Origin of the sequence: Lentzea sokolovensis, assembly GCF_033949975.1 — a bacterium.
Classification (GTDB): Bacteria; Actinomycetota; Actinomycetes; order Mycobacteriales; family Pseudonocardiaceae; genus Lentzea; species Lentzea sokolovensis.
In genome coordinates this window covers 458097-475834 of the sequence record NZ_JAXAVU010000016.1, presented here as the reverse complement: position 1 = coordinate 475834, position 17738 = coordinate 458097, and the positions used below count along the sequence as shown (strand labels likewise).

The following is a 17738-nucleotide window of genomic DNA, read 5'->3' as shown; positions in this document are numbered from 1 at the left end:
GGAGTCCGAGATGGACAGTTCGACCCTGTTGGAACCGCACACCGTCGTGGGCCTGCCGACCGCACCGCACGTGATCACCCGCGGTGAGGGCGTGCGGGTGTGGGACACCGAAGGCAAGCAGTACATCGACGGCGTCGCCGGCCTGTGGTGCGTCACGCTGGGCTACAGCGAGCCGCGCCTGGTCGAGGCGGCCGCGAAGCAGCTGGAGAAGCTGCCGTTCTACGGTTCGTTCAACCACCGCACCAGCGACGTCACCGTCGCCCTCGCCGACGACCTGGCCGCGCTGTCGCCGATCCCGATGGGACGGGTGTTCTTCGGCAACTCCGGTTCCGACGCCAACGACAGCGCGATCAAGTTCGCCTGGTTCTACCACTGCGCCAAGGGCCGCTCGCACCGCAAGAAGATCCTCTCCCACCACCGCGGCTACCACGGCGCGACCACAGCGGCGGGATCCGCGACGGGCCTGGCCCACATCCACAACGGGTTCGGCATCCCGCTGCCGGGGTTCCTCCGGATGCACACGCCGGACGTGCTCTCGACGCAGGCCAACGGCCTGTCGGACGAGGAGTTCGTGGACTGGCTGATCGACGAGCTCGAGCTGCTGATCAGCCAGGAGGGTCCCGACACGATCGCCGCGTTCATCGCGGAGCCGATCCTGGGCGCCGGCGGCCTGGTCGTCCCGCCGGACGGCTACTACGACCGGGTCCAGGAAGTCCTGACGCGGCACGACATCCTCTTCATCGCCGACGAGGTGATCACGGGGTTCGGCCGCACCGGATCGATGTTCGGCACCACCGAGTTCGGGCTGCGGCCGGACATGATCACGGTCGCGAAAGGACTGTCGTCGGCCTACCTGCCGATCTCGGCGGTGCTGGTCTCGGACGCGGTCTGCGACGTGCTCGCGAGGGGCTCGCAGGAGATCAGGTCGTTCGGACACGGCTTCACCTACTCCGGGCACCCTGTCGCGGCGGCCGTGGCCCGCGAGACCCTCGCGATCCTGCAGGAACGCGACATCCCCGGCCGGGTGCGGGCGGCGGCCCCTGTGCTCACCAACGCGCTGGACAAGTTCCTCGGCGCCCCGCTCGTCCGCGACGTCCGCACCTACGGGCTGCTCGGCGGTGTCGAGTTCGACGCGGCGGCGTGCGGCATGAGGCCGGGGGAGCCGGGCAAGGAGCTCGTCACGACCGCGGCCGAGCACGGCGTGCTGCTGCGGTTCGCGGGCGACACCGTGGTCTTCGCGCCTCCGCTGGTCAGCACCGACGCCGACCTGGAGGAGATGGTGGACCGCTTCGCGGCCGCCTACCGCACGTTCCTGTCCGCGCACGGCGTCACGGCCTGAACCGGGAGCGTCGACATGGCGATCGGCATTCTCAGCACGGGCTCGTTCCTGCCCCGCAGGGTCGTGACCAACAAAGAACTCGAGTCCGTTGTGGACACCACCGACGCGTGGATCGTCTCCCGCACCGGCATTCGCGAGCGGCGCCGGGCGGAGGACGGCGCCGCGAGCTCGGACCTCGGCACGATCGCGGGCATGCGCGCGCTGCACTCCGGCGGGCTGAGCCAGCTGCAGATCGACGGCCTGGTCGTGGCCACCTCCTCGCCCGACTACATCCAGCCCGCGACTGCGTGCGTGCTGCAGGCCAAACTCGGCATGGGCGCGGTGACCGCGTTCGACGTGTCCGCGGTCTGCACCGGTTTCGTCTACGGCCTCACCGCCGCCGTCGGGATGATGCGCGGCTTCCCGCAGCAGTACCGCCGGATGCTGGTGGTCGGCGCCGAGGCCTACAGCCGGATCCTCGACCCCGCCGACCGCACCACCAGCGTGTTCTTCGGTGACGGTGCCGGTGCCGTGGTCCTCGGCGAGGTGCCGGACGACTACGGCGTGCTGTCCGTGCACCTGATGGCCGACGGCACGCAGGCCGAGGTGGTCGGCGTGCCCGCGGGCGGCAGCGCCGAACCGGCGTCGCACGCGACCGTGAGCGCACGGCGCCACTACTTCCACATGAACGGCCCGAAGGTGTGGGAGTTCGCCACGACGACGTTGCCGTCGGCGATCAAGGAAGCGCTGCTGCAGGCCGACCTGGGCGTCGAGGACGTCAGTCTGATGATCACTCATCAGGCCAACGCGCGGCTGATCGAGGCCGTGGGCGCCGCCGTCGGCATCTCCCAGGACAAGGTCGCGCTGACGGTGGAGCGCTACGGCAACACCGCCGCGGCCTCGGTCCCGATCACTCTCGACGAGGCGGTCGCCGCCGGCCGGCTCAAGCGCGGCGACGTCGTCGTCCTCGCCTCCGTCGGCGGCGGCATGACCGCGGGCGCCGTGGTCCTGCGCTGGTACTGACCGCTCACCGAACGACTTTTCCCGTGCTGGCAGAAAGGCTTTCCCGATGTCCATCGCACTCATCCAGCCGCCGACACTGCCGCTGGACGAGCAGTTCGCCGAGCTCTCGCGGCTGATCGTCGCGCCCAGGGCCGAACGGGCCTACGAGGCGGAGGCGTTCGACCGGATGTCGTGGCGGCAGCTCGCCGACCACGGCCTGTTCAAGATCGGCGTACCGCACGAGCTGGGAGGCAGCGGCGGCACCTGGCGTGACCTCGCGCTGGCGGTGGCGGGGGTGGCCAAGGGCAGCGACGACCTCGGCTTCACGCTGTCACTGATCGCGCACGTCGGCCTGGTACGCGCGCTGGTCCTGCACGGCAACGAGTGGGCGCACAAGCACTTCCTGCCGCCATTGCTGCGGGGAGCGGTCGGTGCCACGGCGCTGACCGAGACCCGTGGCGGGTCGGACGTGGCGCGCACCAACACCTCCGGGCGCCGCACCGAGGACGGCTGGCGGCTCAACGGCGCCAAGAACCACATCACCAACGCCCCGGTGGCCGACCGCGGTCTCGTGCTGGGCCGGGTGCCGGAGCTGGGCCGGCGGGACATCACGTTGTTCCTGGTGAACTTCCGGGCGCCCGGCGTCCGCCGCGGCGTGCAGGAGGAGCTGCTCGGCCTGCGCACCAGCCCGACCGGGCCGCTGCGGTTCGACGAGGTGTTCCTGCCGGAGCAGGCCGTGCTCGGCGCGCCGGGCGACGGTCTGCAGACGCTCTACGACGTGATCAGCTTCGACCGTGCGCTGTACGGCCTGGTCGCGGCCGCCTACCTGGAGCCGCGCCTGGACAGCGTCCTCGACTTCTGCGAGCAGCGCGAGGCGTTCGGGTCGCCGATCATCGACCACCAGTACGTGCAGGGCCGGGTGACCGACATCCGCGTCACCATCGAGGTGGCACGGGCGGTGTCGCTGGCCGCGATCGACTCGCTGGTCGACCGCGACCCCGAGGCGTCGCTGCGCTGCTCGGTGGCGAAGCTCGTCGGCTCCGAGGGCCTGGTGGAGGCCGCGACCAACCTCATGCGGTTGCGCGGCCACGTCGGCTACATGCGCGGCGAGAGCACCCGCGACGTGCAGGACGCGCTCGGCACGCTGATCGCCGGCGGCACCTCGGAGATGCAGCGCAAGAACATCATGAACCAGATCAACGCCCTGCGCGGTGCGCGATGAGCGAACGCTTCGCGGTGGGTGCCCAGGCCGTGCGCGAGCACGTCGTGCGTGCCGAGGACTGCGCCACCAACTGGGAGAACGACCTCCCGGTGCTCGCCACGCCCGTGTTGCTGTGGCTCGCCGAGGTCACCTCGATGAAGGTGCTCGAGGACGACCTGGACCCCGCCGAGATGACCGTGGGCTTCAAGCACGACAACGCGCAGCACGTCGCCGCCACCCCGGAGGGCTGGACGGTCACCGTCACCGCCACCGTGACCGAAGTGGACGGTCGCATGCTGACGTTCTCCGTGGAGGCCCACGACGGCGTCGAGGTCGTGTACCGGGGAACGCACGTGCGCGCGGTGATCGACCGGGAGAAGTTCCTGCGCCGCTTCGAGGAGAAGGTGGCGCGCTCATGACCACCTCCGCACCGGCCGCCGCACCCGCGGCGGCCGGGCCCTCCCGGTTGCCCAGGTCGTTCCAGTGGCTGTGGGCGAGCGCCGGCAGCGCGACCTTCGCCGACGGCATCTACCAGGTGGCGCTGCCGATCGCGGCACTGCAGCTCGGCGGTGGTCCGGCGGCCGTCGCCACCGTCTACACGGCGGCGCGGCTGCCGTGGGCGCTGACGGCATTGCACGCCGGTGTGCTGGTCGACCGGTTCGACCGGCGCATGATCATGGTGCTGGCGAACGTCGTGCGCACCCTGACGCTGTTGTGCGGTGCCGCGGTCGTCATGTTCGGCGGCAACGTCCTCGCGCTGGCGGCCATCGCGTTCGTGCTGGGTGTCGCGGAGACGGCGGGCGACACGGCCATGCACAGCATCACGCCTCGTGTGGTGACCAAGGACCAGCTGGAACGCGCGAACAGCCGCATGCAGGCCACCGAACTCGTGACGCGGTTCCTGGTCGGACCGGCGGTGGGCGGCCTGGTCGCCGGTCTCGCTCTCGGGTTCTCGTTCGGCGCGGTCGCCCTGCTCTACACCGCGGCAGCGATCTCCGCGATCAAACTGGTGACGCGCAACGAACCTTCCTCGGCGCCGGCGAAGTTCTCGGTGCGCGAGGGGCTCGCGTTCCTGTTCACCCGGCGCAGGCTCGCGGTGTACGCGCTCGGCGTCGGCCTCGTCAACGCCGGGTACGCGGCGTTCCAGACGGCGCTGCCGATCGTGGCGTTGCAGGGCGGTCCGCTCGGGCTGACCGCCGCCCAGTACGGGTTGCTGATCGGCGCGTCCGGCGTGAGCGGCCTGGTGCTGGGACTGTGCGCGCCCACCCTGGTCCGGTGGCTGGGCAACCGCGGCACGTTGCTGGTGGGGCAGGGCGTGCTGGCGCTCGGCATCGCCACCGCCGGTCTCACGCTGAGCCTGCCGCTGGTCGTCCTCGGCATCGCCGGCACCGGTTTCCTGGTGCTGGGCAGCGTGATCACCGTCTCGTACCGCCAGCGGGCGGTGCCGGACCACCTGCTGGGGCGGGTGACCGCCGCGTACCGGCTGCTCGCGTTCGGCGGGCTGCCGCTGGGCTCGGCGCTCGCCGGCGGCCTGGGGGCGATCACCTCACCTCGCGTGGTGCTGATCGCCGCCGGAGCGCTCGTCCTCGTCGCCGGTCTCGGGATGGCCGCGGTGACGCCTGCTCAGGAGGAGTCATGACCACAGCACCGGAACGTGTCCTCGGCGGCGCGGCGCACGACCTGGCCGCACTGCCCGAAGCGGCTCTCAGCCGGATCGAGGCGACCGACCACCTCTACGCCTCCCGGCGGTGGCTCGCGGTCGAGGAGCAGGTGGCCGGCGTGCCACCGCTCTACGTGTGGTCGCCCGGCGGCGGGTTCGCGGCGGCGTACCACTTCGACGAGCGCAGCAATCCGTGGCCGATCGCGCGCCTCGACCTGTTCCTCGAGGCACTGGAACGGCCCTCCGCCGACGTGTTGCCGTGCTACCTGCTCGGTGGCAGGCGGCCGGGGCACAGCCGGTTCCTGGTGGACGACGGTCCAGGACGGGCGGGCGCGCTCACCTCGCTGGTGGGCACCGCGGCCGAAGCGGCGGCGGACCTCGGCGCGGCAACGGTCGCCGCGCTCTACTGCGACGACTCGGACACCGACCTCGCCGCGGCTTTCCAGTCGCACGGCGGGATTCGCGTGCCGTCGCACGCCACCTACCGCCTCGACCTGCCCGGTTCGTCCTTGGAGGACTGGCTGGGGTCGTTGCCGCGCAAGCAGCGGTACAAGGAGCTCGCCGACGTCCGCAAGCTCGACGAGGCCGGCGTCTCCTACGACGTGCGGCCGCTCACCGAGGCCGACGTCGAGTGGATCGTGCCGCTCGAACTGGGGCTGTACCACAAGTACGGCAACGACTACCGGTCTTCCGAGGCCGCCGGTCTGCACCGCGCCTACCTCTCGTGCATCGGTGAGGACGCGGTGCTGGTCGAGGCACGGCGTGACGGTGACCGCGTCGGGTTCGCCTCGGTCGTTCGCCACGGCACCACGGCTTTCGTGCGTCAGGCCGGGTTCGACGACGAGGCGACCGCGGGTGCGCCGGTCTACTTCGGTGCCGTGTTCCACGCTGTGATCAAGTGGGCCGGTGAGGCCGGCGTCCGCTCGCTCGACCTCTCGATCTCCTCCGGTCAGGTCAAGCAACGCAGGGGTGCCGCGGAACTCGCGCGCTCGGCGTGGATCGTGCCGCTCACCGCCGCGGCGCGCCGGACGCTGGGCTGACCATGACCACCCTGCTCGCGCCGCCCGCCCGGTTCACCGCGCTGGTCACCGCCGTGTCGGTGTCGGCGTTCGGGAACTTCCTCAACCTCGTCGCGCTGTCGCTGTTCACGTACGCCGTGACCGGCAGCGCGTGGGGCCTCGGCCTGGTGATGGCGGCGCGGCTGACGGCGGGGTTCGCGGGCGGGCTGATCGCTCCGTCGCTGGTGCGGCTGCTGGGTTTGCGGCGTCTCATGGTGTCGAGCGACCTGGCACAGGCACTCGTGATGTGTTCCCTGGCGGTGCTGGGGTCCTCCGCCGGTCTCACCGGGCTCGTGGTGACCGCGCTGGTGCTCGGCGCCGGGAACTCCGTCTCGAACGTGTGCGTGCGCGCCAGCGTCCCGGACCTCGTGCCGGAAGGGGAGAACGCCCGCTCGAACGGCAGGCTGGTGACCTGGCGGGCGTTGGCGGTGATCGCCGGGTACGCGTCGGCGAGCACGATCATCGCGTTCGGCGGCTTCGGGCTGGCCTTCTCCGTCAACGCCGCGTCCTTCGCGTTCTCCGCCTTCGTCGTGTCCCGGTTGCGGTGGAACGAGTCCCTGCCACCGATGCGGCGCGCCTCGGGCCCTTCGGTGTCGTTGCTGCGCGCCGTCGGACCCGCGATCGCGGTGCTGGTGGCGGTGCGGGCCGCGGACGCGTTCGGGTCCGCCTCGCACAACCTCTCCCTGCCGGTGCACGCCTCCGCGGTCGCCGGTGCGGACGCGGCCGTGTTCATGAGCGGGTTCTGGGCCTCGTGGGCGGTCGGCGCGTTCGGCGCCCGGTTCGTCGCGCCCCGGCTGGCCGGCAGCACCACCGCGTTCGTCGTCGGCACCTGCGTGATGTCCACGTCGTTCGTGCTCGCGTTCACCGGCCCGCCGTGGCCGGTGCTGATCCTCGTGATGGTGTGCGCCGGGTTCTCCGACGGGCTCACCGAGATCGTCTACACGTCCCGGCTGCAGGAGGTCCACGGCGACCTCCGGGTGCGGTTGTTCGGCCTGTCCTCGACGGCGGAGACGGCCGGGTTCGCGTCCGGGACGCTCGTCGCCTCCGCGTTGCTGCCGTCGCTGCCCGTCCTCGGAGTCGTCGCCGGGTTCCACACCGTCGCCGTGATCTGCGCGCTCGCGCTGGCGCTGGTGTCCCGCCGCCTCTCCTGACCCTGTGGAAGGACCGACATGGCCACCTCCCTGTGCCGCGGACCCGAGCTGAGGTTCACGGCCGACCACGCGCCCGACCTGGCCTCGGCCCTGCGCCGGGCCGCCTCCCGCTTTCCCGACGCCCGCGTGACCACGGTGACCCCGGCCGGGACGACCTCGCTCACCTACGCCTCGCTGCTGGCACGCGCGACCGAGCTGTCGGCGGACGTCGAACCGGGCTCGCGGGTCGTCCTGGCCGATCTGCCGCTGGAGGAGTTCTTCCCGGCGTTCTGGGCCTGCGTGCTCGCCGGGGCGGTGCCCGTACCCGTGTTCGGCCGTTCGCCCCTCCCGCTCGGGGGCGCCGACGACGGTGAGGCGCTGGTGCTGCTGTCGTCGGGGAGCACCGGCTCGGCGAAGGCGATCCCGTTGACACAGCGAGGACTCGCGGAGTTCGCGGTGGGGGCGGGGGAGAGCCTGGACCTCCGCCCGGACGAGACGACGCTGAACTGGTTGCCGCTCGACCACAGCGGCGCCCTGCTGCTCTACCACCTGCTGCCGGTGTTCACCGGTGCGTCCAACGTGCACGTGGCGACGGACCTCGTCACCTCGGATCCGTTGCGGTGGCTGGATCTCCTGAGCGAGCACGGTGCTCAGCACAGCTGGGCGCCCGCGTTCGCCCACCGGCTGGTGGCGGACTCGCTCGACGGCCGGTCGTGGGACCTGTCGCACGTGCGGACGCTGGTCAGCGGAGGCGAGCAGATCCCGGCGGACCTGATGCGCCGGTTCGCGGCCGGTCTCGGCCTGCCGGAGTCGGTGCTGCGGCCCGCGTGGGGCATGACCGAGACGTGCACGGGCATCACCATCGGCCGTTTCTCCGACGGTGTGCACCGGGTCGTCCGGGACAGCCTCGCCGGTGATCTGGAACTGGCCGGTGAAGGGGATCCCCGGCCGTGCGTCGAGTTCGTACCGGTCGGACCGCCCGCCGCGGGAGCCGCCGTGCGGATCGTGCACGGCGAGGAAGTCCTGCCGGAGGGCCGGATCGGCGCGTTGCAGGTGCGGTCGGCACGGGTCACGCCGGGCTACATCGGCGGGGAGAGGCTCTCCGGCGAATGGTTCGACACCGGCGACCTGGCGTACGTCCTGGACGGGCAGGTCGTGATCACCGGACGGGCGCGGGACGTCGTCATCGTCCACGGCCAGAACCACCACTGCCACGAGATCGAGGCCGTCGCGGTGGACGCCGGCGCGCCCGCGGGGTGGACGGCCGCGTGCGGAGTGCCCAACACCCGCCTGGCCACCGAGGAACTCGTGATCGTCGTCGGATCGGCGGATCCGGTGCCGGTGGAGGAGATCAGGGCCGCGGTGTTCGCGCGGTTGCGGCTACCGGTGGCACGGGTGGTCGTCGTCGATCCCGCGCGCTTCCCGCGCACGGGCGGCGGCAAGATCCGCCGGGGCGAGATCGCCCGGACGCTCGCCGGCGTGCCCGAGGTGGTGCGCACCGCCGTCGAACGGGCGTGCGGTGGACCCGCTGATCCGGAGAAGGCGTTCTACGACCTCGGTCTGACGTCCGTGACGCTCGCGCGGCTGCGCACGGAACTGGAACACGACCTCGGGGTGTCGCTCCCCGAGACCGCGCTCTTCGCCCACCCGTCGATCGCCGCACTCGTCCGGTACCTGGAGGGCGCGGAGTCCGCGCCGGTGACGGCCGGGCCCGCGTCCGCCGACACCCGGATCGCCGTGATCGGCATGGCGGCGCGGCTGCCGGGCGCGGACGACGTGGCAGAGTTCTGGGCGAACCTGCGGGCCGGCCGGTGCTCGATTTCGCGCTTCGACGCGCCCGGCCGGGTCGGCGCCATGGGCACGATCAGCGACGCGGACGCGTTCGACCACGCGTTCTTCGGCATGACGCCGGCCGAGGCGGAGCTGACCAGTCCGGCGCACAAGCTCTTCGTGCAGGAGTGCTACCGCGCGCTCGAGGACGCCGGGTGCCTGGACGCGCCGGGACGGGTCGGTGTCTTCGCGGGCTCCGGCATGCACCTGTACGGGCACCAGGACGGGCTGACCGGCGCGGACGTGCCGGCGGCGATGCGGGCCGCGATCGGGGCGGAGCCGGACTTCCTCGCGTCACGGGTGGCGCACCGGCTCGGGCTGACCGGTCCCGCCATCGGCGTGCAGACGGCGTGCTCGACCGGTCTGGTGGCCGTCCACCTCGCGGTGCAGGCGCTGCTGACCGGTGACGCGGACGTGGCGGTGGCGGGCGCCGCCGCCGTGCACCTCCCGCAAAACGGCGGATACCTGGCGCACCCCGACGGAATCCTCTCGCTGACCGGTGCGTGCCGGCCGTTCTCGGCGGGGGCGGACGGCACGGTCGGCGGGAACGGCGTCGCCGCGGTGGTGCTCAAGCGCCTCGACCGGGCGGTCGCCGACGGGGACGCCGTGCACGCCGTGATCCTCGGCTCCGCGGTCAACAACGACGGTGCGGCGAAGGCAGGCTTCACCGCGCCGAGCGTGAGCGGGCAGGCCGAGGTCGTCCGGCTGGCCCTGAAGCGAGCAGGCGCCGAACCCTCGTCCGTGTCCTATGTGGAGTGTCACGGCACCGGAACCGCGCTGGGCGACCCGATCGAGGTGTCCGCGCTGCGGGAGGTCTACCCCGGGCCGGTGCGGCTCGGCTCGGCCAAGGCGTCCGTCGGCCACCTCGACACGTGCTCCGGACTGGTCGGGCTGATCAAGACGGTGCTGATGCTGGAGCACGGCGAGATCGTGCCCACGCCCGGTGTGGGCGAGCCGAACCCCGCGCTCGACCTCGGCCCGTTCTCCCTCGCCACCGAGGCGTCAGCGTGGAGGCAGGTCGGGTCCGGCCAGCCCCGCCGGGCGGGGGTCACCGCACTGGGCGTGGGCGGCACCAACGCCCATGTCGTCCTTGAGCAGCCGTCCGCGCTTCCCGTGCGCAAGTCGTCCGGCTCGGCGGTGGTGCCGTTGTCCGCCCGCACTCCCACCGCGCTCGCCGAGTCCGTCTCCGCTCTCAAGGCCCACCTCGAACGTCACCCGGACATCGAGGTCGCGGACGTCGCCGCCACGCTCGCCTCGCGGCCGCGGCACCCGCACCGGGTGGCCGTGGCGGCCGAAACCACGGCCGGACTGGTCTCCGCGCTGGAGGTTCCCGCTCTCGAACCTGCCTCCGGTCCCGTGGTCTTCGCCTTCCCGGGACAGGGCCAGGCCCGTGCCGGCATGGCGGCCGAGCTGTACGCCGGGTTCCCCGTGTTCCGTGCGGTGATCGACGAGCTGTCCGAGCTCACGGACCTGAGCGCGTTGCTCGATCCCGAGGCCGACCTGGACGTGCAGCCCGCGATGTTCGCGTTCCAGGTGGCGCTCGCCGAACTGTGGCTCTCGTGGGGTGTGCAGCCCGAGGTCGTCGTCGGTCACAGCATCGGCGAGTACGCGGCACTCGTCGTGGCGGGCGGACTCTCCCGGCACGACGGCCTGCGGCTGACGGTCGCGCGCGGCGCTCTGACCGGCCGGACCCGGCCGGGCGGCATGGTGGCCGTCCACGGGACCCGTGACCAGGCGATCGCCGTCGCCGAGGCGAGCGGCACGGACCTGGCCGTGGTCAACGGCTCGTTCAGCCACGTGCTGTCCGGCGACGCCGACGCGATCGAGGAGGCCGCGCGCCGCGCCGGGGTGCCGTGCACGCCGCTCGGCGTCGACAGGGCGTTCCACTCCCGGTTCATGGACCCCGTGGTCGACGAGCTCGCTCAGGTGGCGGAAGAAGTGGAGTTCACGCCGTTGCGGATCCCGCTGGTGCGCGGGGTCGACGGGGTCCGGTTGCCCACCGGGTCGGTGATCGACGCGCGGCACCTCACCGGGCACCTGCGCCGGCCGATGCGCTTCGACCTCTGCCTCGCGGAGCTGTGGGACAGCGGACCGCGCGTCGAGATCGGGCTGGACTCGGTGCTGTGCCGGCTGGGCCGCACCGAGCAGCCGGAGGCCCGGTGGATCGGCGGACGCCTGCTCGACGCCGCCGCGGCCGGGTACACCGCCGGTGTCGAGGTCGACCTCTCCGCGTTCGGGAACGGACGGCGGATCTGGTTGCCTGGTCATCCGTTCGACCGCGGGCAGGTCGCCGCCGCACCGGTCGACACCTCGCCGACGGACGTCCTGGGCAGGCTGTGGCAGCTGACCGCGGCACGTCTCGGGCTGACGGGCGAGCCCCGTGCCGACGAGACGTTCCTCGCGCTGGGCGCGGACTCGCTCGCCCTGATGGGGCTGGTCAGCGAGATCGAGCGCGACTTCGGCGTGCGCCTGCCGGTGAAGGACCTGTTCACCGTGGCGCCGACACCGCGCGACGTGGCCGCGTTGATCACCGGCGAGCCCGTCGCCGAGGAGGTCGAGGCGGTGGAGGAACCGGTGCTGCCACCGGTGCCGTCCGGGTCGTGCGACTTCAGCCTGTCGTTCTTCGGCGACTACCCCGACGAGGCGCAGCAGGACAAGTACGGGCTCGTGCTCGCCGCCGCGGAGTTCGCCGACGAGCACGGTTTCCACGCGGTGTGGTTGCCGGAGCGGCACTTCAACTCCTTCGGCGCGCTCTTCCCGAACCCGTCGGTGCTGGCGGCCGCGATCGCCGCGCGCACCGGGCACGTGCGGCTGAACGCGGGGTCGGTCGTCCTCCCCCTGCACAACCCGATCCGGGTCGCCGAGGAGTGGTCCGTCGTCGACAACCTCTCCGGTGGACGCGTCGGCCTCGGGTTCGCGAGTGGCTGGCACGCCAAGGACTTCGCGCTGGCCCCGGAGGCGTACGCACGCAACCGCGAGGTGATGTACGAGCACATGGAGACAGTGCGCGCGTTGTGGTCGGGTGCCGAGGTGACCGCGACGTCCGGCACGGGGGAGCCCGTGACCGTGCGGCTGCAACCGCGGCCGATCCAGGACATGCCGCCGATGTTCACCGCCATCGCCGGGAACCCGGACAGCTACGTCAAGGCGGGCGAGGCCGGGCTCGGCGTGCTCACGAACCTGATGACGCAGTCCGTCGAGGACCTCGCGCGGAACGTCTCCCGTTACCGCAAGGCACGCGCCGACGCCGGCCTGGACCCCGAAGCCGGGCGGGTGGTCGTGCTGGTGCACACCTACCTCGGCGCCGCCGGCGAGGTGGCCCGCGAGGAGGCGCGCGAGCCGTTCCTGCGGTACCTGAGGTCGTCGCTCGCGCTCGCCGGCCAGGCGCAGAGCCTGGGACTGACCGAGATGCCGGGGGAGGACTCGGACTTCGTGCTGCGCCAGGCGTTCGAGCGCTACACCGAGTCCCGAGCGTTGATCGGGTCCGTCGCCGACGCGGCTCGGGTGGCCGACACCCTCGTCGCCGCCGGGGTGGACGAGATCGCGTGCTTCGTCGACTTCGGGCTGCCGCCGGAGCGCGTGCTCGACGGGTTGCGGCACCTGGACGTGCTGCGTGCGGCCAAGATCGCCCGCCACGCCCTGACGCCCGCGGAGCAGCGGATCTGGTTCATGGACCGGCTGCGGCCGGGAACCGGGGTGTACCACGAGCCGAAACTGGTCAGGATCGACGGCGAGCTCGACGCGAACCTGTTCCACGAGGCGGTTCTCCGCGTGGTCGAACGGCACCCGGCCCTGCGCACCGTCTTCCGCGCCGAGGACGGCGTGCCGTTCAAGGAGGTGCGGCCGGACGCCGAGGTGCAGTGGGCGTTCGAGGACGCCACCGGCCTCGACGAAGGCAGCGCGATCGCCGGCATGGCCGCCGAGGCCGCCCGTGTGCGGTTCGACCTGGCCACCGGGCCGTTGCTGCGGGTGGCGGTCGTGCGCATCGCACCCACTCGTCATCTGGTGCACGTCGTGGCGCACCACATCGTGTTCGACTCGGCGTCGACCGGAGTGCTCCTGCGCGAGGTGGCGGCGCACTACCAGGGGGTGCCGCTGCCGCCGCCCGTGCCGGTGCCCGCGGTGGACCACCGCGGAGATGTCGAGTACTGGCGGGATCTGCTCGCCGGGTCGCGCCCGTTGCGGCTGCCCGCCGACTTCCCGGCACCGGCCGAGCCGACCGGCGAAGGTGCGGCGGTGACCCGCGTGTTCCGCACCGTGCCGAGGAATCCCGAGCTGAACGCCACGCCGTTCATGGTCGTGCTGGCAGCGGTGAGCGCGGTGCTCGGCCGCCAGGCGGGGGAGACGGACGTCGTCGTCGGCACCGCGATCAGCTCGCGACCGCCGGGTGCGCGGGACGCGATCGGGCTGTTCCTCGACCTGGTGCCGCAGCGCGTCGACGTCTCCGGCACGTTCCGCGAGCTGCTCGACCGGGTGGTGGACGGCACGCTGGCCGCGTTCGAGCACCGCGGCGTGCCGTTCGACGAGCTGGTGCGGGCGGTCAACCCCGACCGCGACAGCGAGGGAACGCCGCTGTTCCGGGTGCTGGTGGAGTACGAGACCGAGCAGCCCGTGGAGTTCGGGTCGCTGACGGCGACGGTGCTGGACCCGCCGATCAGCCGGTCCGTCTACGACCTCTCGCTCTACTTCACCGAGGGCGCGGACGGGCTGCGGTGCGTCGCCGAGTACCGCACGGACCTGTTCGCCCCGGCCACGATCAGCCGGCTGCTGGCGTGCGTGGAGGACGTGCTGGAGCTCGCTCTGTCCTCTGTGGACGTCCCGGTCACCGAGCTGACGGCGGCAGGTGCTGGGGACCGGTCCGCGATCGAGTCCTGGCAGGGGGCCGACGTGCCCGAGCCGGACGTGTGCCTGCACCAGCTGGTCGGCGACTCGGACGACGTCGCGCTGACCGGCGACTGGGGCAGCTGGACCTACCGCGAGCTGCAGGTGCGGTCCGACGAGATCGCGCAAGCGCTGGGGTCGCGAGCGGGTGAGATCGTCGCGGTGTCGTTGCCGCGCGGGCCCGAGCTGATCGCCGCGTTGCTCGGGGTGCTCAAGAGCGGCGGCGCCTACCTGCCGATCGACCCGGGGCTGCCGGTCGCGCGCGGCCGGTTCCTCGTCTCGGACAGCGGGTCCCAGGTACTGGTCACCACCGGCGGATCCGAGCTCGGCGCCGCGACGGTGCTGCTCGTCGAGGACATCACCGCGCCCGTCTGCCCGGTGCCGTTGCCCGCGGTGAGGCCGGACGACCTCGCCTACTGCCTCTACACCTCGGGTTCCACCGGGAAGCCGAAGGGCGTGCTCGTGGAGCACCGCGGACCGGTGAACGTGGTCCGCTGGCAGCAGCGTCAGCACCGTCCACTGAGGACCCTCGGCTGGACGTCCGCCGGGTTCGACATCAGCGTGCAGGAGATCTTCTCCACGCTCGCGTCCGGTGCCGCGCTCGTGCTCGTCGACGACACCGTGCGGCACGACCACGCGGCACTGGCCGACGTGATCAGGCGGCACCGGGTGGAGCGGCTGCTGATGCCGTTCACACCGCTCAACGCCCTGCTCGAGTCCGGTCTCTCGGCGCCCTCGCTGCGGGTCGTGCTGTGCTGCGGCGAGCCCCTGGTGCTCACGCCGGCGTTGAGGTCGTTCTTCGCGGAGCACCCGAAGTGCGTGCTGCACAACCAGTACGGGCCGACCGAGGCGTCGATCATCGTGACCGACCACCCGGTCGACACCGCCGCCGGACCGGTCGCGCCGCCGATCGGGCGGCCGATCGACGGGGTGCGTGTGGCCGTGGTCGACGACGGCGTGCCCGTGCCCGTCGGCGCGGTCGGGGAGATCTGGCTGAGCGGGTTCATGGTGGCCCGCGGGTACCGGAACCGGGACGAGGAGACCGCGGCGGCGTTCGTGCGCGATCCGTCCGGTCAGGTCTGGTACCGCACCGGAGACCTCGGACGGTGGCGGCCGGACGGGCTGCTCACCTTCCTCGGGCGGGCCGACGACCAGGCCAAGATCCGCGGCAACCGGGTCGAGCCCGGCGAGACGCTGCACGCCCTGTGCGCGCTGCCCGAGGTCGCCGACGCCACCGTGGTCGTGCGGCGTGACCGGCGCGGTGAGGCGGAGCTCGTGGCGTACGTCGTGCGTGCGTCGGACGAACCCCGCCTGTGGCTGCGGCTCGCCGCCGCGCTGGGCCGGGTGCTGCCGTCGTACCTGGTGCCCACGCGCTGGGTCGCGCTGGAGCGGGTGCCGATGACCGCGAGCGGCAAGGTCGACCGGGCCGCGCTGCCCGAGCCCGTGCCCGTGGTCGCGGACGACCGGCCGGCCACCGAGGCGGAACAGGCCGTTCACGACCTCTGGTGCGCCGAGCTGGGCGTGGACGCGGTATCGGTGATCACGCCGTTCTTCGAGCTGGGCGGGCATTCGCTCGCCGCGGTGCGGCTGGTGGAACGCGCGGTGGCCCAGCTGGGACTCACGTGCTCGATGGCGGACTTCTTCGCCCAGCCCACCGTGCGCGCGATGGCACGACGGCTGGACCTGGTGCCGCTGACCGCGACGCAGGAGCGTTTGTGGAGCAAGCACACCGCGTTCGGCACGGCGGTCTACAACATCTCGTACCGGGTCGACATCACCGGCGAGGTCGACGCTGAGAGGTTGCGGCGTGCGGTGAACGGACTGGTCGCGCGGCACGACGCGTTGCGAGTGCGGGTGTGCGGGACGCCGCCGCGGCAGGTGGCCGCGCCGGTGGGGGAGATCTCGCTGCCGGTCGAGGAGCCCGCCGACGCCGACGCGTGGTGCTCGGAGCTGGCCGGTCGTCCCTTCGACCTCGGCACGGCGCCGTTGCTGCGGTGCGGACTGGCCCGAACGGGTGACGACACGTGGGTGTTCGTGCTCGCGGCGCACCACCTCGTCGTCGACGGGGCGTCGATGGCGGTGCTGTGGCGGGAACTCTCCGCGCTCTACGCGGGCGAGGAACTCACCGAGCCCGCGAGCTTCCTCGACCTGGTGCGGAATCGGCCCCGGCCCTCCGAGCGCGACCTGGAGTTCTGGCGGCGGGAGTTGTCCGGGGCCGAGGTGCGCTGGACGTTGCCGGCGGATCGACCGGCGCGGACGACCGGGCGTGGCGGGATGCACCGGGAGGCGTTGCCGGTGGGCAGCTGGCCGGCGCTCACCGAGCAGGCGCGCGCGTCGGGGACCACTCCGGTGGCGGTGCTCGCGGCGGAGTTCGCGCAGTGGGCCGGTGAGCTGATGGGCACCGACGACCTGGTGCTGCCGTTGTCGAGCGCCCGGCGCACCACGGCCACCGGTGACGTCGTCGGACTGCTCGGCGACGTCGTGCCGATCCGCGTCCGGCTGGGAGCGGACGACCTCGTCCGGGACGTCGGGCGACGCCTGTTCGCGGCGCTGGACCACCAGGACGTGCCGTTGCCGGACGTGCTCGCGGCCGCGTTGCCCGACGACGAACCGGCAACCCTGCCGAACGTGCTGTTCACCGTCACGACGACACCTCCGCCGAACCTGCGACTGGAAGGTGCCCGGACGCGTGTGACACCACTGCACGTGGACGGATGTGCGCGCACTGATCTGTACGTCGTCGTCGTGCCAGATGAGGCCGTGTACATCGAGTATTCGAGCGACCTGTTCGATGTGGCCACGATCGCGAAGTGGGCGCGGGAGCTCGTGGCCCGGTTCGCCCGAGTGGACGAGCTCTGCGCGCCACGCGCTCATGTGCAAGCATCGGGCAGTGCTTCAGGTGTGCCTCAACGGGGCGTTGCCCCGCTCCGCGTCCGAGCATCTGCCGTTCACCCCCGCCGAGCTGGCTGAGGCCGCACGGGCGGCGGTGGAGGCGGGGGCGCAGGACGTCCACATCCACCCGAAGGACCTCCGGGACGAGGACACGTTGTCCCCCGAGCACGTCGGCGCCGCGGTCGAGGCCGTGCGCGCCGCCGTGCCGGGTGTGCCGGTCGGCGTGACGACGGGTGACTGGATCGACCCCTCACCACAGGTCCGGGCCGACCTCATCAGGTCGTGGACCGTGCTGCCCGACCACGCCTCGGTGAACTGGCACGAGGACGGCGCCGAGCTCATCGCGGAGACCCTGCTCGACAAGGGTGTCGGCATCGAGGCAGGGCTCTTCTCCGGCACCGAGGGCACCAAGAGGTTCCTGAACTGGCCGCAGGCGCACCGCGTGACGCGGGTGCTGGCCGAGATCACCGACACCGATCCGGCGACCGCACCCGCCGCTGTGGAGGCCGCACTGGAGGAGCTGACCGGCTTCGACCGCCCCGTGCTCTTGCACGGTGAGGGGGACGCTGCCTGGGTGGTCCTTCGCATCGCGCTCGCCCGTGGCCTCGACACCCGGATCGGCCTGGAGGACACCCTCGTCCTGCCCGACGGTGAGCCGGCAACCGGCAGTTTCGAACTGGTCCGCACCGCTTTCACCTGCGGACTTCCCGGATGACGGGCAGATGCCACGTTTGATCCCGCGTTTGCCGTGGTAGCCACGGCAAAA

9 protein-coding genes are annotated in these 17738 nt (G+C 72.3%); all 9 read left to right on the top strand.

All coding sequences use genetic code 11. From position 1 onward, the window contains the following. The first annotated feature begins 10 nt into the window (after positions 1-10). From SK854_RS42545 to SK854_RS42505, 9 genes are read left to right on the top strand one after another with little or no spacing between them, the layout of a single operon-like run. Entirely contained in the window at positions 11-1339 is a 1329-nt protein-coding gene (locus SK854_RS42545; protein WP_319980826.1) for an aminotransferase, read from the top strand. A 15-nt stretch (positions 1340-1354) separates the two neighbouring features. After that, a complete protein-coding gene (locus tag SK854_RS42540; protein WP_319980825.1) occupies positions 1355-2341 on the top strand; it encodes a 3-oxoacyl-ACP synthase III family protein in 987 nt (328 codons plus the stop codon). Positions 2342-2387: 46 nt separating this feature from the next. Next, complete coding sequence (locus SK854_RS42535) at positions 2388-3542, top strand: acyl-CoA dehydrogenase family protein (RefSeq protein WP_319980824.1); 1155 nt, start codon at positions 2388-2390, stop codon at positions 3540-3542. Continuing rightward, complete coding sequence (locus SK854_RS42530; protein WP_319980823.1) at positions 3539-3940, top strand: thioesterase family protein; 402 nt, start codon at positions 3539-3541, stop codon at positions 3938-3940. The genes SK854_RS42535 and SK854_RS42530 overlap by 4 nt, the downstream gene beginning before the upstream one ends. Beyond that, entirely contained in the window at positions 3937-5160 is a 1224-nt protein-coding gene (locus SK854_RS42525) for an MFS transporter (RefSeq protein ID WP_319980822.1), read from the top strand. Before SK854_RS42530 ends, SK854_RS42525 begins: the two co-directional genes overlap by 4 nt. Next, on the top strand, positions 5157-6221 hold the full coding sequence (locus SK854_RS42520; RefSeq protein WP_319980821.1) for a GNAT family N-acetyltransferase: 1065 nt from the start codon (positions 5157-5159) through the stop codon (positions 6219-6221). The genes SK854_RS42525 and SK854_RS42520 overlap by 4 nt, the downstream gene beginning before the upstream one ends. A 2-nt stretch (positions 6222-6223) precedes the next feature. After that, positions 6224-7390: an MFS transporter gene (locus SK854_RS42515; protein ID WP_319980820.1), complete on the top strand. Its 1167-nt coding sequence runs from the start codon at positions 6224-6226 to the stop codon at positions 7388-7390. An 18-nt stretch (positions 7391-7408) separates the two neighbouring features. Then, entirely contained in the window at positions 7409-17050 is a 9642-nt protein-coding gene (locus SK854_RS42510; protein WP_319980819.1) for a non-ribosomal peptide synthetase/type I polyketide synthase, read from the top strand. Next, entirely contained in the window at positions 16971-17687 is a 717-nt protein-coding gene (locus tag SK854_RS42505) for a 3-keto-5-aminohexanoate cleavage protein (protein ID WP_319980818.1), read from the top strand. The genes SK854_RS42510 and SK854_RS42505 overlap by 80 nt, the downstream gene beginning before the upstream one ends. Positions 17688-17738 lie beyond the last annotated feature (51 nt).